Annotated in this window: 19 protein-coding genes; 6 read left to right on the forward strand and 13 right to left on the reverse strand. The window is 73.7% G+C overall.

The features are described 5' to 3' along the window. Window positions 1–70: 70 nt before the first annotated feature. On the forward strand, window positions 71–985 hold the full coding sequence (locus tag ACFYVJ_RS28840) for a LysR family transcriptional regulator (RefSeq protein WP_388897452.1): 915 nt from the start codon (window positions 71–73) through the stop codon (window positions 983–985). A gap of 142 nt (window positions 986–1,127) precedes the next feature. On the opposite strand, the gene ACFYVJ_RS28845 is transcribed toward ACFYVJ_RS28840, so the two are convergent. Beyond that, window positions 1,128–1,574, reverse strand: coding sequence for an ATP-binding protein (locus tag ACFYVJ_RS28845; protein WP_388897455.1), 447 nt, complete (start codon window positions 1,572–1,574; stop codon window positions 1,128–1,130). A gap of 260 nt (window positions 1,575–1,834) precedes the next feature. On the opposite strand from ACFYVJ_RS28845, the gene ACFYVJ_RS28850 reads away from it, so the two are divergent. From ACFYVJ_RS28850 to ACFYVJ_RS28860, 3 genes are all read left to right on the forward strand, one after another. After that, complete coding sequence (locus tag ACFYVJ_RS28850; protein ID WP_388897458.1) at window positions 1,835–2,728, forward strand: helix-turn-helix domain-containing protein; 894 nt, start codon at window positions 1,835–1,837, stop codon at window positions 2,726–2,728. After that, entirely contained in the window at window positions 2,725–3,018 is a 294-nt protein-coding gene (locus ACFYVJ_RS28855) for a DUF397 domain-containing protein (RefSeq protein ID WP_388897461.1), read from the forward strand. Before ACFYVJ_RS28850 ends, ACFYVJ_RS28855 begins: the two co-directional genes overlap by 4 nt. Window positions 3,019–3,103: 85 nt before the next feature. Further along, window positions 3,104–3,931 (forward strand): SAM-dependent methyltransferase, encoded by an 828-nt coding sequence (locus ACFYVJ_RS28860; RefSeq protein ID WP_388897464.1) that lies wholly within the window; start codon window positions 3,104–3,106, stop codon window positions 3,929–3,931. Window positions 3,932–3,954: 23 nt separating this feature from the next. On the opposite strand, the gene ACFYVJ_RS28865 is transcribed toward ACFYVJ_RS28860, so the two are convergent. The 11 genes from ACFYVJ_RS28865 to ACFYVJ_RS28915 form a co-directional block, all read right to left on the reverse strand. After that, window positions 3,955–6,138 (reverse strand): bifunctional serine/threonine-protein kinase/ABC transporter substrate-binding protein, encoded by a 2,184-nt coding sequence (locus ACFYVJ_RS28865; protein ID WP_388897467.1) that lies wholly within the window; start codon window positions 6,136–6,138, stop codon window positions 3,955–3,957. Window positions 6,139–6,151: 13 nt separating this feature from the next. After that, window positions 6,152–8,263: a bifunctional serine/threonine-protein kinase/ABC transporter substrate-binding protein gene (locus ACFYVJ_RS28870; RefSeq protein WP_388897470.1), complete on the reverse strand. Its 2,112-nt coding sequence runs from the start codon at window positions 8,261–8,263 to the stop codon at window positions 6,152–6,154. Beyond that, entirely contained in the window at window positions 8,260–9,189 is a 930-nt protein-coding gene (locus ACFYVJ_RS28875) for a hypothetical protein (RefSeq protein ID WP_388897473.1), read from the reverse strand. Before ACFYVJ_RS28875 ends, ACFYVJ_RS28870 begins: the two co-directional genes overlap by 4 nt. 181 nt (window positions 9,190–9,370) lie before the next feature. Beyond that, complete coding sequence (locus ACFYVJ_RS28880) at window positions 9,371–11,770, reverse strand: ATP-binding protein (protein ID WP_388897476.1); 2,400 nt, start codon at window positions 11,768–11,770, stop codon at window positions 9,371–9,373. Between the two features lie 140 nt (window positions 11,771–11,910). After that, window positions 11,911–12,912, reverse strand: a complete 1,002-nt coding sequence (locus ACFYVJ_RS28885; RefSeq protein WP_388897478.1) for a methyltransferase dimerization domain-containing protein — start codon at window positions 12,910–12,912, stop codon at window positions 11,911–11,913. Continuing rightward, complete coding sequence (locus tag ACFYVJ_RS28890; protein ID WP_388897481.1) at window positions 12,909–14,117, reverse strand: DegT/DnrJ/EryC1/StrS family aminotransferase; 1,209 nt, start codon at window positions 14,115–14,117, stop codon at window positions 12,909–12,911. The genes ACFYVJ_RS28885 and ACFYVJ_RS28890 overlap by 4 nt, the downstream gene beginning before the upstream one ends. A gap of 35 nt (window positions 14,118–14,152) precedes the next feature. Beyond that, the gene (locus tag ACFYVJ_RS28895) at window positions 14,153–14,665 is read right to left on the reverse strand and encodes a cupin domain-containing protein (RefSeq protein ID WP_388897483.1); all 513 of its coding nucleotides are present in this window, start codon (window positions 14,663–14,665) and stop codon (window positions 14,153–14,155) included. 49 nt (window positions 14,666–14,714) lie between these two features. After that, the gene (locus tag ACFYVJ_RS28900) at window positions 14,715–15,812 is read right to left on the reverse strand and encodes a type III polyketide synthase (RefSeq protein ID WP_388897485.1); all 1,098 of its coding nucleotides are present in this window, start codon (window positions 15,810–15,812) and stop codon (window positions 14,715–14,717) included. 401 nt (window positions 15,813–16,213) lie between these two features. Continuing rightward, complete coding sequence (gene dxs / locus ACFYVJ_RS28905) at window positions 16,214–18,121, reverse strand: 1-deoxy-D-xylulose-5-phosphate synthase (protein WP_388897488.1); 1,908 nt, start codon at window positions 18,119–18,121, stop codon at window positions 16,214–16,216. A gap of 293 nt (window positions 18,122–18,414) precedes the next feature. Then, on the reverse strand, window positions 18,415–19,461 hold the full coding sequence (locus tag ACFYVJ_RS28910) for a 3-oxoacyl-[acyl-carrier-protein] synthase III C-terminal domain-containing protein (RefSeq protein WP_388897490.1): 1,047 nt from the start codon (window positions 19,459–19,461) through the stop codon (window positions 18,415–18,417). A gap of 198 nt (window positions 19,462–19,659) precedes the next feature. Further along, complete coding sequence (locus tag ACFYVJ_RS28915) at window positions 19,660–21,162, reverse strand: FAD-dependent monooxygenase (RefSeq protein ID WP_388897492.1); 1,503 nt, start codon at window positions 21,160–21,162, stop codon at window positions 19,660–19,662. A 445-nt stretch (window positions 21,163–21,607) separates the two neighbouring features. Here ACFYVJ_RS28915 and ACFYVJ_RS28920 point away from each other — a divergent pair, with 445 nt between their 5' ends. Both ACFYVJ_RS28920 and ACFYVJ_RS28925 read left to right on the forward strand, forming a co-directional pair. Next, complete coding sequence (locus ACFYVJ_RS28920) at window positions 21,608–22,237, forward strand: LUD domain-containing protein (RefSeq protein WP_388897494.1); 630 nt, start codon at window positions 21,608–21,610, stop codon at window positions 22,235–22,237. 110 nt (window positions 22,238–22,347) lie between these two features. Further along, complete coding sequence (locus tag ACFYVJ_RS28925; RefSeq protein WP_388897496.1) at window positions 22,348–23,118, forward strand: glucose 1-dehydrogenase; 771 nt, start codon at window positions 22,348–22,350, stop codon at window positions 23,116–23,118. Window positions 23,119–23,159: 41 nt separating this feature from the next. On the opposite strand, the gene ACFYVJ_RS28930 is transcribed toward ACFYVJ_RS28925, so the two are convergent. After that, the gene (locus tag ACFYVJ_RS28930) at window positions 23,160–23,972 is read right to left on the reverse strand and encodes an LLM class F420-dependent oxidoreductase (protein WP_388897498.1); all 813 of its coding nucleotides are present in this window, start codon (window positions 23,970–23,972) and stop codon (window positions 23,160–23,162) included. Window positions 23,973–23,984 lie beyond the last annotated feature (12 nt).

The raw sequence follows: 23,984 nt of genomic DNA on the forward strand, positions 1-23,984 counted from the left end.
CGGGGGTTGACGATCCCCGGATCTCCCCTCTGACCAGGGGTGATCGTGACCGCAGCCGGAAGGGGGCGCCATGGAGCGGCGCGAGATCGAGACGTTCCTGGCGCTGGCCGAGGAGCTGCATTTCGGCCGCACCGCGGAGCGGCTGCACGTGTCGGTCGCGATGGTGAGCAAGTCGGTGAAGAAGCTGGAGCGCGCCGTCGGGGCACCGCTGTTCGACCGGTCCAGCCGCCGGGTGGAACTGACGCCCATCGGCCGCCGCCTCTACGACGACGTGCAGCCCGCGTACCGGCAGCTCCTCGACGGCTTCGCGCGCGCCGTGGCCGCGGGCCGCGGGGTGGAGGGGGTGCTGCGGGTCGGGTTCCTCGGCACGGCCGTGGCGCAGTTCGTGATGCAGGTCGCCGAGGAGTTCCGCATCCGGCACCCGGACTGCCGGGTGGAGATCACCGAGGCGCGGTACGCGGACGTGGCCGGGCTGCTCGCCGGGGACGTCGTGGACGTGCTGCTGCTCGCGTCGCCGGTCTTCGACCCGGAGCTGACCGCGGGCCCGGTGCTGTTCAGCGAGCCCCCGGTGCTGGCGGTCTCCGCCCGGCACCCGTTCGCGCGCCGCGCGTCCGTCTCGCTGGAGGACCTCGCCCGCGACAAGGTGCTGCGCCCGCGCGCGATCCCCGACGAGGTGGACGCGCTCTCCGTGCCCGCCGCGACCCCCTCGGGGCGGCCCATCGAGCGCGGCGACGACTTCGCGACGATCCAGGAGATGTTCGCGCTCGTCGGCGCGGGCCGCGGCGTGTTCCCCGTCCCCACGCACGCGAGCCTGTACGACGCGCGCCCCGACGTCGTCTACGTGCCGATGCCCGACGGACTGCCGTACGAGTGGCGGCTGATGTGGCGCACCGCCGGGGAGACCAACCGGATCCGCGCCTTCGGCGTCGCGGCTGTCGACTTCGTCGCGGCGAACGGCAACCCGCTGCTGCCGGCGGACCGGTAGCGCGCGGGCGGGGATCCCCCAGCGGGCTCACTCCGTAGTGGCGGACTCGCCTCGTCGCCGCGGAACCGACCCGTCGCACCCGAGTTCGGCCCCGCGGGGGCGTACGCCCCTCCCCCTCGGTACGCCGCGCACGCCGCACGCCTCAGACCGGCCGCGGCACCCTGATCGTCGCCCACACGGAGAACCCCGGCCCCGACGGCTCCGTCCCCCACGCCTCGCTCAGCGCCGCGACCAGGCCCAGCCCGCGCCCGCACTCGTCCTCGGGCCCCGCGACCGTGCGGATCGGGACCCCGTACGACCCGCCCTGGTCCCGCACTTCCAGTCGCACCCACGGCTGCCGCAGCGCCAGCCGGCAGACGATCCGGCCGCCGCTCGCGTGCAGCACGGCGTTGGTCACCAGCTCGGAGACCACCAACTGGGCCGCGTCGCGCACGTCGCCGCCGAGCCGCCAGCCGTCGAGCAGCCGCCGGACGTGCGCCCGCGCCTCGGCCGCCGCGGCGGCCCTGGCCACGAGCTCGAAGCTCTCGCCGTGCGCCGCGACGTCGAAGTCCGCCGTCGTGCCGAGCGCGGTGTGGGATGAGGAGGCCATGGGCCGGATGCCTTCCGTACGTCCGTCGAGGGGGACACGGCGTCCGACCGCCCCGGAGCTTCGCACGTGGGTGGGCGTCGGCCGTGTGAACGGCGTCACTCGCCAACTATGCGTGGGCCGGTCACAGATCGCAAGCGCTGTTTTGCAGACTGCACATGCGGGAATGCATAACGCTGCGAACGTTCCCAGTGGCGTGGCACACTGCGCACCGGCAACCCACCGACAACGCCCCACAGTTGTTCCCGGGAGGTGCAGAGGCAATGGCGCGAGCGGGCGGCGAGGCGGGCGCGGCGGCCATATCCGGCCAGTCGGCCCCCACGGCCGGCCAGCTCGTGCTGGGCCGCCGCCTGCAGAACCTGCGCGAGAGCGCCGGGTTCACCCCCGAGCAGGCCGCGAAGGCGCTGCGCGTCAACGCGACCAGCGTCCGGCGCATGGAGAAGGCCGAAGTCGGCCTCAAGTACGCCTCCGTGGAGAAGCTGCTGCGCACCTACGGTCTGCCGCAGGACGACATCGAGTCCTTCCTCGACCTGGTCGAGGAGGCCAACAAGCCCGGGTGGTGGCACCGGTTCCGCGACGTCCTGCCGGAGCAGTTCGGCCTGTACGTGAGCCTGGAGTCGGCCGCGACCCTCATCCGCGCGTACGAGCCCCACTGCGTGCCGGGACTGCTGCAGACCGAGGACTACGCCCGCGCCCTGCTCTCCGCCGGACAACTGACGCTGGCCGCCGCCGAGCGCGAGCGCCGCGTCACCCTGCGGATGGAGCGCCAGGGACTGCTCATACGCGAGCCGAAGCCGCTGCGGCTGTGGGCCATCGTCGACGAGGCGGCCCTGCGCCGCACCGTGGGCGGACCGCAGACGATGCGCGCGCAGCTCGACCGGCTGGTGGAGGCCACCCGGATGCCGAACGTCACCCTCCAGGTGCTCCCGTTCGACACCGGCCCGCACCCGGCCATGTACGGGCCGCTGCACCTGCTGCGCTTCCCCGCCCCGGAGCTGGGCGACTTCGGCTACAGCGAGAGCCTGACCGGCCCCGCCTACGTGGAGGACACCGCGCTGGTCTCCCAGTGCCTGGAGGCCCTCAACCGGATATCCACGCAGGCACCGCCGGCACATCGGACCGAGGACATCATCGCCAACATCCGGAAGGAAGTATGAAGATGGCGCACACGCACGGTACGAACGACGCCCACCGCACCGGCACACCGGGCGGGGGGCAGGTGTACAACGGCATGCCCGCCCGCGAGCTGGGCACCGACGGCTGGGACAAGCCGTGGAGCGGCCCCAACGGCGACGCCTGCGTGGAGGCGAAGCGGCTCGCGGACGGCCGCGTGGCGCTGCGGCAGAGCACCGCGGACGACGGTCCCGCGCTGATCTACACCGCCGAGGAGATGCGCGCGTTCATCGCGGGCATCAAGAGCGGGGACGCGGACTTCCTGCTCTCCTGACCGGGCACACCGGCCGCCGCCCCCGCGCGTCCCGTACGCCGCCCCCCACCGCCGAGCGCCGGCACGACCGAAACGGACTGACCAGGTGACCGACGAGACCGCCGACCCCACCCGCGTCGACCAGACCCGGGCGCACCCCGCCCGCATCTACGACTACATCCTGGGCGGGCACGACAACTACGAGGTGGACCACACCGCCGCCCGGCAAGTGCTCTCCGTCTGGCCCCAGGCCCGTACCGCCGCCCGCGTCAACCGCGCGTTCATGCGCCGCGCGACCCACTGGCTGGCCGCCGAGGAGGGCATCGACCAGTTCCTCGACATCGGCACGGGCATACCCACGGAACCCAACCTCCACCAGGTCGCGCAGGACGCCAACCCGGCCGCGCGGGTCGTCTACACCGACAACGACCCGCTGGTGCTGCGGTACGCCGAGGCCCTGATGACCAGCACGCCGCAGGGCCGCACCGCCTATCTGCACGCGGACGTCACCGCGCCGCACACGATCCTGGACGCGGCCGAGTTACGGGGCACGCTCGACCTCGACCGGCCGGTCGCGCTCTCCTGCAACGCGCTCTTCCACTTCATCCCGGACCGCGACGCGCCGCACGAGATCATGGAGACGCTGCTCAAGCCGCTGGCCCCGGGCAGCTTCCTGGCCCTGTCGCACGGCACCCCCGACTTCGACCCCGAACACATCGGGTACGTACAGGAGATCTACCACGGCCAGGGCATCCCGCTGACCACGCGCGCGAAGGACTGCATAGAACCGTTCTTCGCCGGACTGGAGCTGGTCGGTCCCGGCCTGGTCGCGCCGCACCGGTGGCAGCCGGAGGGCCGTCCGCTGACCGACGCCGAGGCGACGGCGCTGGACGCGGAGGTGTCCCAGTACGCGGCGGTGGCGCGGAAGGTGTAGCCGGACCGGGTGCGGCGGGCCCGTCAGGGCCGCCGCCACTCGCCGTACGGGCCGAGGAAGGCGAACGTGTCGCCGCGGGCCTGGTAGAGGAAGAGGGATCCCGGCAGCTCCAGTTGGTGCGTGCCGTCCCGGGCGAAGGTCAGGTCCTTGGCCACGCCGCGGTACGTCTCCCGGAACAGTTCCTGCGCGAGGGGCCCGCGGTCGATGGTGTCGTCCACGGCGGTCCTCTTCAGCCGGGCGATCGCCGCGCCGACCAGGCCCACCGCGTCGTACGCCTCGGGCGCCCAGCGCGGCGGCGCCACGCCGTAGGCACCGCGGTAGGCGGCGGCGAAGTCCGGTGCGGCGGCGGGTGCCGTGAACGGGGCGGCGAAGAGCCAGCCGCCGGCCGTGATGCCGGCCGCGTCGAGGAACGCCGGAGTCATCGTGTGCCAGGTGCCGCCGCGCGGACCGGCGAACTCCGCGACGGCCAGCGCGCGTGCGAGCCGCGCGGCGCGCTCAGGGGACGTGCCGGCGTAGAGCACCGCCTCGGCGCGCCAGTCGACGACAGCGGCTTCGACGGCGGCGGTGACGCCGTCATCGGTGTCGTGCACGGTGACGATGCCGTCGTTGGGCGGGTTCTCGTCCACGGCCAGGGCGAAGTCCGCGGCTTCGCGCCCCCTGTCGCTGACAATCGCGACGCGGTTGACGGGGCGGTCGTCGGTGAAGTATCTCAGGAACGCCGCGGCCAGCAGCTTCTCCGGCGCCCGCGTCACGGCGAGCGTCTCCGCGTCGGGCTGCGGGACGCCGGTGCCGTCGATGCCGACGAGCACGGCGCCGAGCCGGGCGGTGCGGTAGGTGCCCGCGGCGGCCAGGGTGCCGGCGGCGGTGGTCGGGCCGAGGACGGCCCGTACGGCGGCGTCGTCCGCGAAGCGGCGCGCGACGCGGGCGGCGCCCTCCCGGGTGCCGCCGTCGTCGGCGACCTCCAGGGCGAGGCGGAACCCGGCGTTCTCACGGACGTTGTGCCGGTCGACGGCCAGCCGCGCGGCGCGCTCGTGGGCGCGGCCCGTGTCCTTGCCCGGCCCGCTGAGGTCCGCGTGCAGCCCGAGGGTGTGCACGGGGGCGGCTCCCCCAACGGACGTCCCGCCCCGGCCGAGCCCGTACGCGAGCAGCCCGCCCCCGGCGGCGACGACGCCCGCCGCCCCGCCGGCCGCCAGGAACCGCCGCCGGGTGGGGGCCGCGGGCGGCGGGGAGCCGGAGACGGGGGTGTCGCGGTCCTGAGGGGGGATGTCGAGCGCCCGGCCGGCCCGCTCGGCGACCACCCGCACCACGGCACCCGGCAGCCAGCTCACGGGATCCGCAACGGTGTCCCCGGGTCCGCCCGCCGCGGGCCCAGGCCCCTCCCCCGCGGGTCCCGGCTGCGCCGCCGACTCCAGCGCGGCCGCCAGCTCCGCCGCCGCCGGGCGGTCCTCCGGGGGTTTGCCCAGGCACCGTTCCACCCAGGCTCGCAGCGTCCCCTCCGGGACCCCGGACAGGTCCGGGGGCTCGTGGACCGTGCGGAAGACGACCGCCGCCGGGTTGCCCGTGCCGAAGGGGCGGCGCGCCGAGGCGGCGTAGGCCAGGACGCAGCCGAGGGCGAAGACGTCCGCCGGCGGGCCGACTTCGGCCGCGCCCGTGCGCGCCTGCTCGGGGGCGAGGTAGCCCGGGGAGCCGATCACCACGTCGCTCTCCGTCAGCGCCGTGGCCCCCGGCGCGCGGGCGATGCCGAAGTCGATGAGCCGCGGGCCGTCGAGCGTCAGCAGGACGTTGCCGGGCTTGACGTCCCGGTGGACGAGGCCCGCGCGGTGGACGTCCGCGAGCGTACGGGCCAGGTACCCGCCCAGCCGCAGGACCGCCGGCTCCGGCCACGGCCCGTGGCCGTCCACCGTCTCCGTCAGCGTCGGGCCCGGCACGAACTCCGTGGCCAGCCACGGCTCCCGGGCCTCCGCGTCCGCCGCCACGACCGGGACCAGCCAGCGGCCCCGCAGCCGGCCCGCCGCCGTCACCTCGCGGCGGAAGCGGGCGCGGAAGTCCGGGTCCGCGGCGTGCTCCGCGCGGATCACCTTCAGCGCGACCAGCGCGCCGCCCGGCGTCCTGGCGAGGTAGACCACGCCCATGCCGCCGGCACCGAGCCGGGCCAGCAGCCGGTGGCCGCCGACGGCCCCGGGGTCGCCGGAGGTCAGCGCGCGCACGGCACCGGCCCCCTCACTCGCCCGTGTCCGCGGGGCCCGTGTAGCCGAAGCGGCCGTCCGCGGCGCGGTAGTGGAACGTCTCGACGCCCTGCAAGTAGCCGTCCTGGAACGCGTACTCCCTGACCAGCCCGCGATACGTGCCCTTCGCCAGCAGCCCGAACAGTTCCTCCCGCGCCGGCCTGCCGCCGCCCCTTGCGGCCTCGGTGAGCCGGTCGAGCACCATCCGGGTCACGTCGTACGCCTCGGCCGCCCACCGGCCGGGGGCCCGCCCGTACCGCTTGCGGAACGCCGCGGCGAAGTCCGCGACCGGCTTCGCCCCCGGGTCGATGTACGGCGCGTACACCTCCCAGCCGTCCGCCGCCGCGCCCGCCCGCGCCGTGAACTCCGGCCCTGCCGCCGGGTAGCCGAGGATCCGTACGCCCGTGAAGCCCCGGTCCGCGAGCCCGCGCGCGAGGTCCGCGCCGCGCCGCGAACCGCCCGCGTAGTAGACGGCGTCCGGCTCCCGGTCCAGCACGTCCGCGAGCACCGCGACGGGCGAGGCCGCGCTGCGCGGCACCACCCGCGGGTGCACCTCGATGTCCACCAGACCGATGGTCTTGTACGCGAGATGCCCTTCCTCCCACGCGAACTCGCCCGCCGCCCGGTCGATCACCATGCCCACCCGGCGCACCCCCGCGGCCCGGAGCATCAGCGCTGCGGGCAGGCTGGTGGTGCCGTAGGTCGGCACGGTCTGCAGCAGGGAGCGGCGGGAGGCGGTGCCGTACGCGCCCTGCGCGGAGGAGACCGTGAGCTGCGGGATCCGCCGCTCGTCGTACGGGCCGAGGGCCGCGCCGGTGGTCTTGTCGCCGGTGGAGCCGACGACGGCCAGCACGTCGCGGTCGGCCGCGAGCCGCCGCGCGGCGCGCTCGGCCTCCGCGGGGTCGCCGCGGTCGTCGGCGACGGCCACGTCCACCTCGAAGGGGCGGCGCTCCCGGGCGTTGAACTGCTCGACGGCCAGCCGCACGCCGCGCTCCTGCGCCCGCCCCGCCGCCCGCTGCGGCCCGCTCAGATCGGACTGGACGCCGAGGGTCCACCGGCGCGCGGCGGGTCCCGGCCCGTCGTCGTCCCGCAGCGCCGCCCAGAGCGCCGCGCCCCCGCCCGCCGCGAGCAGCGCGGCGCCGCCGGCACCGAGGGCGAGGAAGCGGCGGCGGCCGGTGGCGCGGCCCGGCCCGGGCGGCGCGGCCGCCGTGGCGTCGATGTCGGGCAGCGCCAGCATCGCGGCGGAGCGGTCGGCGATCAGCCGTACGACCTCGTCCGGCAGCCAGTCCGCGGTGCCCTCGGGCGCGTCCTCGACCAGAGCCCGGTCGAGTTCGGTGGCCGTCGGGCGGGCGGCGGGATCCTTGGCGAGGCAGCGGAGCACCACGTCCCGTACGCCGTCGGGGACGCCGGTCAGGTCAGGATCGTCGTGCACCGTGCGGTACAGCAGCGCGTCCACGGCGCCGGTGCCGAACGGCGGGCGTCCGCCGGCCGCGTACGCCAGCACGCAGCCCAGCGCGAACACGTCCGCCGCCGGGCCGACTTCCCCGCCCCGCGCCTGCTCGGGCGCGAGGAACCCGGGGGTGCCGACGACGGCGTCCGGCGAGGTGAGCGCGGTCTCCTCCGGGGAGCGGGCGATGCCGAAGTCGATGAGCCGCGGGCCGGCCACGGCGAGCAGCACGTTGCCGGGCTTGACGTCCCGGTGGACGAGCCCGGCCGCGTGCACGGCGGCGAGCGCGCGGGCGAGGATCTTGCCGAGTATCCGCGTGCCGCGCTCCGGCAGCGGGCCGCAGCGGGCGACGGCCTCGGCGAGCGCGGGGCCCGGCACGAACGCCGTGGCCAGCCAGGGGGATTCGGCGTCGGGGTCGGCGCCGGTGACGGGCACCACCCACGGGCTGCGCACCCGCCGGGCGGCGGCGACCTCGCGGCGGAACCGGGCGCGGAAGTCCGCCTCCGCGGCGTACTCCGGGCGGATCACCTTGACGGCCGCCAGCTCGCCGGTGTCCGCGCGGCCGAGGTAGACGACGCCCATGCCGCCGGTGCCGAGCCGGGCGAGGAGGCGGTGGCCGCCGATCCGTACCGGATCCGAGGGCGTGAGCTGCTCCGTCACCGGCCGTTCCCCTCCGCGCCGTTGCCCTGAGCGCTCGCGCCCCGGACACTCGTGCCCCGAGCGCTCGTGCCCTGAGCCCTCGTGCCCTGAGCGCCCTTGCCCTCCGCGTCCGCGGCGGCCTCCCCGCGCTTGCCGCCGGTCCCGTCGCGCCCGAGCGCGTCCGCCACCCGCCGGAGCATCCGGACCCCCGCCTCCCGCCCGATGTCCTGGGCCTCCGTCATGTCGTACCCGCGCCCGGCCCTGACCGAGACCGAGACGGTGACCTGGCCGAGCCGCATCTGCATCCAGGCGTACGGGGACGGCGGCGCGCCCGCGGCGCGGTGGTCGCCGCTCTCGCGCAGCACGTCGTCGGCGTAGCCGTTCGCGGAGTCGCCGTAGTAGGAGGCGGAGGAGATCAGGTCCGTGAGCCGTTCGCCCGCGCCGAGCTGCTGCTCGGGGCAGCGGAGCATCTCCTCCAGCATGCCCGCGTTCTCCCAGTCCGCCTCCGCGGCGGTGCGGTGCACGGTGACCACGGCGATGAGTCGGGCGGCGCCCTTCCCCGCCGCGGGCGGGATCTCGAAGTGCCGGGTGAGCGTGGCGAGTACGTCGTCGGGCAGCGGCTCCCGGCGCCAGACGCAGTCGTCGCCGAGGACCGGCCGGCGGCCGGGGTCGCTCTCGTACGGCGTGGCCGCGACCGCCTCGGGGCCGAAGAGCGCGGGGTCCGCGATGACCTCGCCGATCAGGGTGCGGGCGGCGGCTTCGTCCCGCGGCGCCTTGGCCGGGTCGGCGTCGAGCGGGGAGGTCGGCGCCGGGCCCGGGGCGCTCTGCGTACCGGAAGCGTGCGACGGACCTGCGGCGGGCTTCCCGTCATGGCCCGTGCAGCCCGCGAGGGCGAGCACGGCGGCGAGCAGCACGGATCCGGCGCACCCCGCGGGCCGTCGTCGCACGAGTCTCCCCCACCCTGACGTGACGCAGCTCTCCCCGTTCCCCCGGTTACGGATCGTACGGTGCGGCTCGACACGGTGTCAGCACGGGCGTGTGCGGATCACGTAACACCGCGTGAACGCCCGGAGTTGGGGCGGGGGCGGGCGGAAGACGGGGTGCGGTACCCGCCTTCCGCCGCCGGCCTCAGCCGGTCGCCAGCCGGCGGGTCACCTGCACCCGGGACTGGCAGCCGAGCTTGCGCATCACCTTGCGCAGATGGTTCACGACCGTCCACTCGGCGATGCCGAGCCGGCGGGCGATGACCCGGTTCGTCAGCCCCTCGGACACCAGCAGCGCGACCTCCAGTTCCCGCTTGGTGAGGATGTCGGCCACGTCGGTGGGCACGTCGTCCCCGGCCGCCGGGCGGGCGTCCGCGGCGGGCATCAGACGCAGCGCCGCCTCCCAGGTCAGCTCGGCGCCGGAGCGCCACGCCCACATGTAGTCGTCGGCGGTCAGCTCCTGGCTGGCGGTGGCGAGGATCGCCGTGGTCAGGTCGGTCAAAAGCCGCGGGCGGGGGTGGCCGAGCCGCCTGCGCAGCAGGTTGGCCAGGCCCAGCGTCGCCGTGAGCAGCCGCCAGTCGGTGATCCGGCGCCACTTGTACAGCGTGATCGCCAGCATCTCCAGGCACTCGGGCTGCTCCGCCGCGTCCGCGAGGCCGCCGAGCTGCTCGGCGGCGTCCGCGAACAGGGCCCGCGCCTCCGCCGAGTCCTGCTCCAGCAGCCGGACGGAGGCGAGGACGTAGCGGGCGGTGACCGCGCCGCCGAAGTCCTCCCGGCCCAGCTCCGCCGCCAGGGCGGTACGGGCCAGTTCGTCGGCGCGGGCCAGGTTGCCCGCGTCGCGCGCCACCACGGCGAGCCGCCGGCTGAGGTACCTGCCGACGCTGATCGCGGTGTCCCCGGTGACCCCCGCGCGGGCGGGAGAGGCCAGGACGGCCAGCCCCTCCTCGAACCGGCGGCGGGCGCGCTCCAGGTCCCCGGCGGCGTACGCCTCGTCGCCGAGCAGCCCGAGGCAGCGCACCAGGCCGACGTCGCAGTGCACGGCGCGGTAGGCGTCGCGGGCCTGGGCGAGATAGCCGCGGGCCGCGCCGGAGCCGAGCCGCATCGCCAGCCCGCCGGCGGCCTCCAGGGTCCTGGCGTGCAGCCGGGCGTCCTCGACGCCGGCCCGCAGCACCTCCTCGGTCAGCCGCAGGCACTGCCGGGTCTGGGCGGCGCCGGTGGACTGGTCGCGCAGGGCGCCGGCGATGAGGGCCATGAACCGGCCGTCACGGGCCTCCCGCCAGTAGCCGAACGCCGCGAGCAGGTCCGCCCGGGTCTCCGGTCCCGGCGCGGTGCGCGGTCCTGCGGACGGGGTGCCGGGCTCGGACGGCGTGGGGTGGGGCGTGGCGAGCGCGAGGAAGTACTCGCCGTGGGCCTTGCGCAGGGTCTCGTGTTCCGGCAGCAGGGCCAGCGACCGGACCGCGGCGTGCCGTACGGAGCTGGGGATGCTCAGGCTCAGCTCGCCGTCGGGCCGCTCGTCGGGGATGAGCACGCTGGCGTCGATGAGCCGTTCCAGGGTCCGGTAGCCGGCGGCGTCGAAGCCGGTGAGCACACCGGCCGCGGCCCGGGTGGTGAACGGGCCCTCGAAGATGGCCAGTCGGTCGAGGAGCCGCCGCTCCTCCGCGGGCAGCCGGGCGAACACCCAGGAGACCATGCCGGAGATGCTGGAGTGCCGCGAGTACGGGTGCTGGTCGATGCGCCGCAGGTCGCCGGTGCCGCGCTCGAAGCGCTCCAGGATCAGGTCGGGTTCGGCGAGCTTGACCTGCTCGGCGGCCAGCTCGATGGCGAACGGCAGCCCGCCGACGAGCCGGCACAGCGCCAGTACGTAGCGGAAGTTCTCCGCGGTCAGCTTGAACTCGGGCCGTACCGCCCGCGCGTACTGTACGAACAGCTCCACGGCCGGAATCCGCGAGACCGCCGGCAGGTCGGCCTCCACGCCGTGCCCGGTCGGCAGCGGCCGCAGCCGTACGACCCGCTCGCCGTACAGCCCCAGGCGGGCCGTGCCGACCGTGACCACCCGAACCTGCGGGCAGCTCCGCCGGAACTCCGTGAGCAGTGGCGCCAGTTCATCGGCGACATCCTCGTAGTGGTCGAACAGCACGGTGTAGGGCCCGGGCCCGAGGCCCTCCAGGGCCGACTGGACGGCGGCGGGGCCCGAGTGGAGCTGCTCCTTGAGCCGGCGCAGCATCAGCGCGCCCATGGCGGGGTCCGTGATCCGGCCGAAGTCGAACACCTCGACGGTGCCGCCGGGCCCTGGCCCGAAGCGGCGGAGGTACTCCATGACGAGCCGGCTCTTGCCCACGCCCGCCGGCCCGGTGACGGTCACCAGACCGGCGTCGGGCGCGGACAGCACGGTGGCGAGCCGGTCGAGGTCGCGGGTGCGGCCGACCAGCGGCGTGGGCGTGTCGCCCAGGTATCCGGCGGGGCTGGTCGCCCGGCCCGTTAACAGGTCCTCCGGACCCCACACGTCCTCGTGCTCCTTGGCCGCGACTACGGCGCCGGCGTTCACGGCGCCGCGTCCCGGGAGGTGCCGGAAGCGACCGCCGACCGCGTACCCGTCGAGACGACCGCCCTCTTGCCATCAGGGCTCACTGCATTCCCTCCGCCGAAAGCTGTCCCGCTCCCCCGTGCCACGGTCGGCTCGCCCCTCTACCTGGCGAAGATCAGTGTGGCGGGTGAGGGCGTGGGCTGGAACGTGATCTCCTCGAACTCCGACTTGACCAGCCACTCGTGGTAGTCGGCCCGCCGCCAGGTGCTGCCGTGCCTGCTCTTCAGCAGCATCTCCGAGGCGAACTGCAGGGCGTACTTCGAGCCGCCGCCCCGGTCGTCGTCCACGACGTAGTCGGAGACGACCAGCGTGCCGCCGGGCTTCAGGGCGGCCCTGATCTTCGCGAAGAGGGCCATGTTGTCCTGCGGCCCTTCCTGGCGGGCGATGTTGGAATACACCACGTAGTCGTACGCGGACGTGCCGAACTCCGTGGTGTGGAAGTCGCCGTCGATGTAGTCGACGCGCTCGCCCACCCCGCGCTCGGCGAGCAGCCGGCGCGCGATGGCGTTGATGGGCGCCCAGTCGAGCTGGGTGGCGCGGGCCGCCGGGTTGAGCTCCAGCCAGGTGCCCGAGATGATGCCCGAGCCGCCGCCGATGTCGAGGATCGAGACCTCTCCGGCAGCCGCGATCCCGAGGGCTTCGGCGGCGATCTGCGTCGCCGGCACCGACGACGCGGCCAGCGCCGTGACCAGCGCCTCCCAGTGCGGGTTGTCGGCGACCTCGACCACCGAGGTGGACAGCGGGCCGCCGGCGCGTACCACCTCGGGCAGGTCCGTGAGGGAGCCCATGTGGCCCATCTTGAACTGGGCGAAGCTGGTGAGGCTGGTCGGCAGGTGGTCCACCAGGTAGGTGGCCGCCTCCTCGGTGTTGTGGTACTCGCCGCCGTGCCGCTCGACCAGCTCCAGGCTGACCAGTCCGTCGAGCAGCGCCTGCGTGCCGCGGACGGACAGCTCGGCGCGGGCGGCCAGGGCGTCGACCGTACGGGCGCCGTCCTCGATGTGCGTGAACAGCGCGTACTTCGACGCGGTCCCCACGATGCCGGTGGCCCAGTAGCCCGTGATGAGCCGCAGCACCCGATCGGAGTTGGGACGGCCGTCGCTCATGCCGCTCCTCCCTTGTCGCCCTGCTGGACAGGGGGCGTGGTACGGGGCGCGGCGGAACCCCCGTGGTGCCGCGACGAGCTGGTGTTGTTGCGCAGCGCGGGGCGCAGCGCCTCGACGACCCGCTCGGCCTGCTGGACGGAGAGTTCCGCGTGCATCGGGATGGCGAGCTGGCGCTGTGCCAGGTCCGCCGAGACGGGGCACGTCTGGTCGGTCTCGTACGCCGGCTGGAGGTGGCTGGCCCAGGTGCCGTGGCCGCAGCCGATGCCCTGGGCACGCAGGTCCGCGGCGACGCCCGCCCGGTCGACGCCCGGGTCGAGCGTCAGCAGGTACGACTGCCAGGCGTGGGTGCGGTCCGCGGGCACGTGCGGGACGGTGACGAGCTCCTCGTCCTTGAGGAGTTCGCCGTACCGGGCCGCCACCTGGTTGCGGCGGTCGAGCAGTTCCTCGATCCGGCCGAGCTGGACCTGGAGGATCGCGGCGGAGATGTCGGACAGTTTGTAGTTGTAACCGATGTCCGTGAAGATCGGGATCGGCAGGCCGATGACCCGGGCCTTGTCGAAGATGCTCCCGATGCCGAACGACGAGCGCAATCGCACATCCGCGCCAATCGCCGGGTCCTCGGCGAGCAGCGCGCCGCCCTCGCCGCAGGTGATCCCCTTGCGCCCGTGGAAGGACAGGCAGGCCACCGGTGCCAGCGAGCCGGCCGGGCGGCCCTGGTACGTGGCGCCGATGGCGCAGGCCGCGTCCTCGATGAGGAACAGCTTGTGGCGGTCGGCGAGTTGGCGCAGCTCGGCGTAGTCGGCGGGCAGTCCTACGGTGTCCACGGCGATGATGCCGACGGTGCGCGGGCCGATGAGGTCGGCGACCGCCTGCGGGTCGACCGTGCCGGTGTCGGCCCGTACGTCCGCGAACACGGGGGTGGCGCCGACGTAGTGCACCGCGTGGGCGGGCGCCGGGAAGGTGTAGTCGGCGACGATCACCTCGGCGCCGGGCTCCACCTTCAGCGCGAGCAGGGCGAGGTGCAGCGCGGCGGCGCAACTGCTCAGCGTGACCGCGTCGGCGACGCTGTAGCGGCGGGCCAGCTCGGCTTCGAGGGCCTTGCCCCGCGGGCCCTGGCCCGCCGTCCAGTCGGAGTCGAACACCTCCTCGACGGCGGCCAGCTCCTGCATGCCCAAACTCGCGTGAACCAATGGAATGCTGTCCATCGTTCCCTCTCGGGTGGTGCTGACGGGGAGGCCGGTTACCCGTAGCGAAGCGGCGTGATCTGCTTGACGTCGTAGCGGTCCCGCAGAAGCTGCACGGCGCCGGGGTCCACGGTCTTGCCGCTGGAGAAGATCTCGCAGATCTCCTCGAAGTAGCGCTCGTGGTCGGGCGGCGGCGAGCTCTGGAAGAGCATCCGCGTCGGGGTGCCCGTGGGGTTGCGGAAGGCGTGCGGGGTGCCGCTGTCCACGAACATGCAGCTTCCGGGCCCGGCCCGCAGCGGCTTGCCGCCCTCGGGGGACTCCCAGTTGTGCCAGGTGTCCTCGGTGCGCGCCACGGGCTCGAAGGCGAACAGCTCCAGCTCGCCTTCGAGGACGTAGAAGAACTCCTTGGCGTCCTCGTGCACGTGCGCGCCGACGTCGAAGCCGGGCGGGACGACGACCTCGAAGGTCGAGGCGAAGCCGTTGTCCGCGCCGGTGACCTTGAAGGTCACCTCCTGCGCCTTCGTGATGAGCTTCCGTCCCTGACCGGGCGGGACGACCAGGCTGGTCATGCGATCTTCCCTTCGTGGTGGCTACGGGGCGCGGCGGCGGGGCGCCGGCTCAGCCGACGGCGGCGGCGACGGGCGTACCGGCCGCCCGCTGCTGCGGGTCCTCGCCGACCCAACTGCCCACCGACATCTCGGCGGTGATGCCGGGGCCGAAGCCCGCGATCATGCCGCTGGCGCCGGGCACGACGGAGTTCTCCTCGAAGAGGCGGCGCAGCGCCTCCAGCACGACGGCGCTGGCGATGTTCCCGTAGTCGGTGAGGGTCGACCAACTGTGCCGGAACATGTGCCGGTCGGTGTTGAGGAACTTGCTCAGGTCGTCCAGGATCCGCGGCCCGCCGGCGTGGATGATGTAGAAGTCCAGGTTCTCGACGTCCCAGCCGTGCTTCGTGGCCAGTTGGCGCAGCACCGGGGCCAGCGGCTCCATGGTGCCGGGGACCCGGCGGTCGAGCTGGAAGTGGAAGCCGGTGGAGCGGACCGCGTAGGAGATCCACTCCTCGGTGTCCGGGATGAGGTACGAGGCGTTGCGCTCCAGCGTCACGCCGGTGCCCCCGCGGCCGCGGACGACGGCGGCGGCGACGGCGTCGCCGAACAGGCCGTCGGAGAGCAGCGAGCCGATGCCGTCGTCCTCCGGCTGGTAGCAGAGCGAGCACAGCTCGGCGGAGACGATGAGGACGTTGCTGCCGGGGTACGCGCGGCAGAAGTCGTGGGCGCGGTTGATGGCGGCGCCGCCCGCGGCGCAGCCGAGCTGCGCGATGGGGATCTGGCGGGTGTCGGAGCGGAAGCCCATCTTGTTGATCAGCCACGCGGTCAGCGACGGCATGAGGAAGCCGGTGCAGGACACGTAGATGATCGCGTCGATGTCCCGGGCGGTCACGTCCGCGTTCGCCAGGGCCTCTTCGATGACCGGCGGGGTCATCCTCTTCGACTCGACCTCGTAGACCCGGTTGCGCTCCTCGAGGCCCGGGTGGTCGAGGGTCTTCTCGATGGGCTGGACGATGTGCCTTTTACGCACCCCGGTCTTCTGGATGAGTCGAAGCGCCAACGGCAACTGCGGCTTTCCCGCGTGTACCTTCTTGGCGAATTCCAGGGTCTCTTCCATGGTGATGACGTATTCCGGCACGCTCACCGCTGGTTTGCAAAGAGTCGACATGCCTGGCATCCACCTTCTGAGGTAGAGGTTTCCCCGAAGTTTCCCGTCGCGCCCGTTCGGGGTTACAGCAAATTCGGCCGCGCCGCCGCCGCTATAGCAACGGTGCACAAGCGATGTATATGTTTGCTCATTTCGCTTGCGATCGGCTTGGTGTCGACTTGGCAACGCGGGGGGAATGCCCGCCGATCATGCGGGGGCGCAGGTCACGCCCGCACGACGCCCTCCCAGGGGCGTGCCGCCGGCCGCGCCGCCCGGACTCGGGGCGGGCGAGGACGCCGGCGGCCGGCTCGATGCCGGCGCCGCCGAGTCTCCCCGTACAGGGCGCGGTAGCGCAAGTTGCGTACGGCACGGGAGGGCCGGTGCGCCCCGCAGGGGGCCCCGGCCCTCGCCGTCCGCGGTGGTCAGCGCGAGCCGACGACCTCGCTGCGGCGGCCGGAGACCGCCTCGGTGACGGAGCGTGCGATGTGCTGGCCGGTGAGCCCGGCCTGTTCGAGGATGCCGCCGCGGCTGTTGTGGTCCAGGAACTCCTGCGGCAGGCCGAAGGACGTCACCGGGGTGGCGACGCCCGCGTCGCGCAGATCGCGGCAGACGGCGTCGCCGAAGCCGCCGGAGATGCCGTTGTCCTCGACGGTGACCACGAGGCGTACGTCGCGGGCGGCGGCGGCCAGCGCCGGGTCGACCGGCTTGACCCACCGCGGGTCGACGGCGAGCGCGCCGATGCCCTGGTCCGCGAGCCGGGCCGCGGCGTCCGCGCACACCCCGGCCATCACGCCGGCGCCGACGAGCAGCACGTCGGTCGCGGTGCCCTCCTCGGGCCGGGCCACGACGTCCATGCCGCCGAGCTTGCCCAGACCCGGGACCTCCTCGCCGGCCGGCGCCTTCGGCCAGCGCAGCAGCGTCGGGCCCGTGGAGTCGTCCAGCGCCTCGGTCAGCAGCTCCGAGAGCCGCTTGGCGTCCCGCGGGGCTGCGACGCGCATGCCCGGGATCATCTGACTGATCGAGCCGTCCCACATGCCGTTGTGGCTCGCGCCGTCCGGCCCGGTGACGCCGGCGCGGTCCAGCACGAAGGTGACCGGCAGCTTGTGCAGGGCCACGTCCATGAGCATCTGGTCGAACGCCCGGTTGAGGAACGTCGAGTAGAGCGCCACCACCGGGTGCAGCCCGCCCATCGCGAGCCCCGCCGCCATGGTGACGGCGTGCTGCTCGGCGATGCCGACGTCGAAGACCCGGTCCGGATGTGCCTTGGCGAACGGCGCGAGCCCGGTGGGGTGCAGCATCGCGGCGGTGATCGCCACCACGTCCTCGCGCTTGCCGCCGATCTTCAGGATCTCGTCGGCGAAGACGTGCGACCACGTCCGCGCGGCCTTCTTCACCGGTGCGCCGGTCAGCGGGTCGGTGTTGGCACCGACCTGGTGCAGGTGGTCCTCGTCGTTGTTCTCGGCGGGCGCGTAGCCGTGGCCCTTGCGGGTCAGCACGTGCACGATCACCGGGCCGCCGAAGTCCTTGGCGTGGGCCAGCGCGAGTTCGAGCCCCGCCTGGTCGTGGCCGTCGATGGGGCCGACGTACTTCAGGCCCAGGTCCTCGAACATCACCTGCGGCTGCAGGACGTCCTTGAGGCCCTTCTTGATCCCGTGCAGCGTCTCGTAGAGGGGCGCGCCGACCAACGGGGTCTTCGGCAGCGTCGACTTGATGGAGGCGAGCACGTTCTCGTACTTCTGCGACGTCCGCACCTGCGCGAGGTGGGTGGCGATGGCGCCGTGCGTCGGCGAGTACGAACGCCCGTTGTCGTTGACGATGATCACGACCCGGTTCGACTTGGCCGCGGCGATGTTGTTCAGCGCCTCCCAGGCCATCCCGCCGGTCAGCGCCCCGTCGCCGATGACGGCGGCCACCGTCCTGTCGTCCTCGCCGCGCAGCTTGAACGCCTTGCCGAGACCGTCGGCGTACGACAGGGAGGTCGAGGCGTGCGAGTTCTCCACGTGGTCGTGGGGTGACTCGGCCTGGCACGGGTATCCGGACATGCCGCCGGGCTGCCGCAGGGTGGCGAACTCCTCCTGCCGGCCGGTCAGCAGCTTGTGCACGTACGACTGGTGGCCGGTGTCGAAGATGAGCGGATCGCGGGGGGAATCGAACACCCGGTGCATGGCGATGGTGAGTTCCACCACGCCGAGGTTCGGACCGAGGTGCCCGCTGTTCGCCGACACCGTGGAGATCAATCGGTCCCTGATCTCGGCGGCAAGACCGGTGAGCTCATTCGGCCCAAGGTCCTTGAGATCCTTCGGACCACGGAGCGAATCTAGAAGTGTCATGGAACAACACTCGGGGCCAGGACCGAATTCAGCAAGGAGTCCCGCGAGGCAACATGTTGCCGGTGGCCCGGCATGGCAGACTCTTGTCATTTTTGCGGGCGTTTGATCGATCGCTCCCGGCCTGCGCGGGACGCCAAGCCGCCGCCAACTCGCGGCACAGTCCTGCCCAAGGAGCGTCCCCATACTCGAAATCGTGGAGCGGTGCGGCGAGGCATTAATTCAAGTAACGCGGGAGCGCTCGTCCGCCGCTCCACTATCCACTTTCCGGTACGTGCGGACGCCGCCGGCCGGGACTACTGGACTTCGAGTACGGCGACGCCGAACTGGAAGCCCACGCCCTCGCCGATGAGGAGAATGACGTCGCCGCCGGTGCAGCGGCCGTTCTCCGCGAGGTGTTCGAGGGCGCTGAACTGGTCGCCGGGGCCGATGTGGCTCGTCGTCGCGAAGTAGTCCCACGTGGTGCGTGAGACGGGAATCTTCAGCATGTCGAGATACCGCTGCAGGAATGTCCTCCCGACCGCCGGCAGGACCACGCACGCCACGTCGTCCAGGCGGACGCCGGCCAGTGCCAGGGCACTGTCGATCGTGGCCGTCAGACCCGCTTCGAGGCGGCCGTGCACCTCCGCGGTGTCCCGGCCGGTCCGCTGGAAGAACGCACCGGCGCGGGCGCTGACGTCGACGGGGGTGCGGTCCGAGGGGACTTCGACGTGCAGCCCGCTCAGCGTCGGGTCGGTGAGGCTCGCCCCGGACAGCAGCCGGGCGTAGCCGCCGGTCCTGCCGAGCACGACGGCGGAGGCGCCGTCGGCGAAGACGAAGTTCGGGTTGCAGTCGAAGCGGTCGATGTGCGGCATCCGCCAGAGTTCGGCGGCGACGACGAGGGCGGCGGGGTCCTCGGTGAGCAGCAGGCGGTGCCCGGCCATGACGAGGGCGTCGACACCGGCGGCGCAGGACGCGTTGGATATCTGGGTGGTGAAGGCGCTCGGCGCGCGTACCGCTTCCGCAATCGCCGCGGGCAGGTTGTAAAGGCGCGGGTGCGTGAAGGGGAAGACGCTGACGAACAGCAGGCTGCGTATGTCGGCGGCCGGCACGTCCGACCTCGCGGTGGCCGAAAGGGCGGCGGCGGACGCCAGGTCGAGGATGGAGCTGGATTCGTCCGCGATGGCGACGCCGGTGTATTCGGCGATGTCCGCGCTCTCCCGGGTGTAAAGCCCGTCGCGAATGGCGTCTTCGATGGGCATGGCGGGCGGCAGTGCGGTCGCCGCGGCGGCGATGTAGAGCGCGCCGCCCTTCGTGAAGTCGGTGGCGCTGGGGGTCAGGGCCGGAAAGGGGGGCTGGGCCATGAGGAGCCTCCGTGAGGGCACTTGGGCGGTGTGCGTGGACGGTCGTGGCGGCACCTGCCGGGCACGCGTGCGCCGGGCGGGAGGCCGCCCCGGGGCGGCCCCCGGTCATCCGACAGGACAGCGCTCCGGAATGTGAGGCGGGCGGCGGCCGCGCGGCGGCGCGCCGGGCGGCGGCCCGCGGCGGTTCCGGCCGTGCGCTCAGTCGGCGGCGAGGAGCGCGTGCGCGGCCGGGGCCAGGGACTCCACCCGGGGCGGCGCGGCCTCCTCGTACTCCCGCCACCGCTGGATCTCGCGGCAGTCGGGGCGTACGAGCATCGCTCCCGCGGGCGGCAGCCCGAGCGCGTCGGCGGTGGCCCGGTCGAGGGTGTGCACCGCGAGCGGCACGGGCCCGGTGCCGAGGGACCCGGCCCCGGTCCAGCGCTTCCCCTCGGGACCGGCGAGCAGGGTGAGCCCGTCGCCGATCAGGTCGACGGTGGAGACCGGCTCGTCGCCCGCGCCTGCCGCCGGCGCGAGCCAGTGGTGCGCCAGCCGCCCGTTGAGGTCCCACGGCAGGGTCTCCGCGGCGGTGGCGGGCTCGGTGGGCGGGGCGGCGGAGAAGTCGACGTTGTGCCTGCCGACCGGGCGGCGCTCGGTCTCGTAGGTGTCGAGCAGGTCGTCCCGCGCCCAGCCCCGGAGCGTCCAGGCGAGCTTCCAGCCGAGGTCGAAGGCGTCCTGGATCGCGGTGTTCATGCCGGTGCCGCCGCGGGGCGTCATCCGGTGGGCGGCGTCGCCGACGACGAAGCCGCGGCGCTCCCGGTACCGCTCGGCGAGCGTGGCGGCGAGCGCAAAGCTGCTGAACCGCTCGATCCGGGGCCGGAGCGCGTCGACGCCCGCCGCGCGGGCGAGCAGCGCGGCCAGCCCGGCGTCGTCGAGGTCGGCAAGGCCCGGCTGGCCGGGGGCGCGGCCGCGCGCGAAGCTCCACCGGTCCCCCTGGCCGCGGCGGCTGAGGAAGCCGGCCGCGTCGGGCCGGGTGATCATGTAGACGGCGGGCTTGCGGTCCGGGTCCCCGATGACGCCGTCGAGCTCCGCCCGGAACTGGACCGACTCGTAGCCGCCCAGGTGGTCCAGGCCCTCCATGGCGATGCCGAGTTGCTCGCGCACGGTGCTGTACGGGCCGTCCCCGCCGATGACGTAGTGCGCCTCGACCACGTGGCTGGTCCCGGTCGCCCGGTCGAGCAGCGTGGCCCGGATCCCGTCGTCGTCCTGGAAGAGGGCGGTGAGTTCGCAGCCGAGCCGCACCCGCGCGGCCGGCAGCGTGCGCAGATGCGCCAGGAGCACGGGCTCCAGGTCGTCCTGCGGCGCCCACGCCGGCCGGGTCGGGCTGACCAGGGCCGCCTCGGGCCTGGTCGGGATGGCCATCGGCATCTCGGTGCCGGTTCCCGCGGCCAGGGTCTCGGTGACGTACGTGTACGCCTCGACGTCGCTCGCCTTGGCACGCACCGCCGCCTCCAGGCCCCAACGGCGCATCAGCTCCATGGTCCTGGTGCTGACGAGCATGGCCCGCGACAGCTCGGACGCCTCCGGGCGCTTCTCGACGAGCAGGACGTCGACGCCGTAACCGGCCAGGGTGATGCCGGCCACCATGCCGGCAGGACCGGCTCCCACCACGAGCACGTGCACCTGGTCAGGCAGGAATTGCCCCGGTTCCCGTAATCCCGTCATGTCATCCGACGCTAAGCACCCGCCGCGGACACCGTCAAGGCGTCCTCTGCGGCCGCCAATCGACCGCCAACCGGCCGCCAAGAAATCGCCAAGCGGCCCGCGAGGACGGTCGCGCGAAACCGGATAGACCGCCCTGACCTGCATGTATCCCCAATGACACGCCCCCCGGCGGAAGGGCGGCGACGCGGTGCCGCCGGGCCGGACCACCCGGACGGGCACCGGGGTGGTTCCCGGCCGCCCCAGGTCCTGCCGTCACCCCGGCGGGGCGGCCCGCGTCACATTCCGGCGGGGTGTCTTGTCGTACAGAGGGAGACGACGAACACGTCATCCGGCGAGCAGGCGGCCCGGGAACCACCACGACCCGCTTCTCCGTCCCGCGCGATCGCGCCCGGACGGCACCGCCTGCTCACTCAGATCAGCCACACCCGACCCACCAGGAGAAACCATGACGACCCCGGCACCGTCGTTCACCGAGCCGGCGCCCGCGGAGCGCCTGGAGAAAGTGGCCTCCGCGCTGAAGGGCAACGGCTTCGAGGCGGAGATCCTCGACGACGCCGCGGCCGCGCGTGCCCGCGTCAAAGACCTGATCCCCCAGGGCGCCAGCGTGTTCACCGGGGCCAGCGAGACGCTGCGCCTGTCCGGCATCGACGAGGATCTCAACGGCGAGCGGTACGACGCCGTCAGGCCCAAGAGCCTGGCCATGGACCGCAAGGCGCAGCGGACCGACATCCGGCGGCTGCTCGGCCACCACGACGTCATCGTCGGCAGCGTGCACGCGGTCACCGAGACCGGCTCCCTCGTGATCGGCTCGGCCAGCGGAAGCCAGCTCACCGGCTACACCGGCGGCGCCGACCACGCGATCTGGGTCGTCGGGGCGCAGAAGGTGGTGCCCGACGTGGAGACCGGGCTGCGCCGGCTCGAAACCCACTGCACCCAGTTGGAGGACGAGCGGGCCATGAAGGCGTACGGGGTGGGCAGCGCCCTCAACCGCGTCCTCATCCTCCACGCCTTCAACCCGAACTACTACCCCGGGCGCGGCACCGTCCTGCTGCTCCGCGAGGCCATCGGGTTCTGACCCGCCGGAAGCCGGGAGCCGGGAGCCGCAACGGCCCCGGGGCCGCGCGCCCGGTACCGCGCCGGCCCCGGCCGGCTCCGTCCACCGCAGGAACTCCGGGAGGAACGACCGTGTCTGGCTTGCAGGACAAGGTAGTGATCGTGACGGGCGGCGCCGGCGGGCTGGGCCGGGCGGTCGTCGCCCGTCTGGCCCGGGACGGTGCCGCGGTGGTGGTGACCGGGCGGGGCAGCGAGCAGGGTGAGAAGACCGCCGCCGAGGCCGGCGGGATGTTCCTGCGCCACGACGTGACCGTCGAGGACGACTGGCGGGCCGTGGTGGACGCGGTCGTCGGGCGCTACGGCAGGCTCGACGGGCTGGTCAACAACGCCGGGGTCGACTCCTGGTCGCTGATCGAGGACGAGACGCTGGAGAAGTTCGAACATGCCCTGAAGGTCAACCTGACCGGGGTGTTCCTCGGCGTGAAGTCGGTGGTCCCGGCGATGCGCGCGGCCGGCGGCGGCTCGATCGTCAACGTCGGCTCCGCCACGGGCCTGAACGGGCACCCCATGACCGCGGGGTACGGGGCGTCCAAGTGGGGCGCCCGCGGCCTGACGAAGACGGCGGCGGTGGAGCTGGGCCGCTACCGGATACGGGTGAACTCCGTCCACCCCGGCCTCGTCTACACCCCGATGACCGCCGCCAACGGCGCCAGGCCCGGCGAGGGCAACTTCCCGTTCGCCCCGCTGGACCGGCTCGGCACCCCGGAGGAGATCGGCGAGGCGGTGGCCTTCCTGGTCTCCGACGCGGCCTCGTACATGACGGGCGCGGACATCGCCGTGGACGGCGGCTGGTCGGCCGGCGAGACCGCGCTGATGAAGCACGCCCCCGACGCCTCCTCCTGAGCCACCCGCGTCCCCCGGCCCGCGGGCCGGGGGACGGGCGGTCAGCCCAGCAGCCCGGCCATCCGGTCGAGCTGGCGCAGGGTCTCGTCGCGCGGCGCGGACCGCAGGTTGAAGGTGATCTCGTCCACGCCCGCCTCCGTCAGGTCCGCGACGGCCTTCGGCTCGGGCGGGGCCGCGTGCACGACGACCGGCACCCGCCGCCCGGCGCGCTCCCGCAGCTCCGCGACGGCGGGAACGAGCGCCGGAGGGCTCGCACCGAACGGGAACCAGCCGTCGCCGTACTCGATGATCCGGTCGAACGTCCCGGGCCCCCAGCCGCCGACGAGCACCGGGATCGGGTGCGCCGGCTTCGGCCAGCAGTACGCCGGCGGGAAGTCGACGTACTCGCCGTGGAACTCGGCCAGTTCACGGGCCCACAGCTCCTTCATCGCCAGCACCCGCTCGCGCATCAGGGCGAACCGGGTGCGCGGGTCCGTGCCGTGGTCGCGCATCTCCTCGCGGTTCCAGCCGGCGCCGATACCGAGGACGGCCCGGCCGTCGGAGACCTGGTCGAGCGAGGCCATCTCCTTGGCGAGGAGGATCGGGTCGCGCTGCGGGATCAGCGCGATGCCGGTGCCGAGCCGGATCCGCTCGGTGACGACGGCGGCGGCGGTCAGCGTCACGATCGGGTCGAAGGTGCGGTAGTAGACCTGGGGCAGTTCGCCGCCGCCGGGGAAGGGCGTGTCCCGGCTGGCGGGGATGTGGCTGTGCTCGGTGACGAACAGCGAGTCGAACCCGCGCTCCTCCACCGCCACGCCGAGCGCGGCGGGTGCGATCCCCTTGTCGGTCACGAACGTCGAGATGCCGAACCTCATACGCGATCCTCA

The sequence above is a fragment of the Streptomyces sp. NPDC004134 genome, assembly GCF_042874195.1.
In the GTDB taxonomy this organism is placed as follows: domain Bacteria; phylum Actinomycetota; class Actinomycetes; order Streptomycetales; family Streptomycetaceae; genus Streptomyces.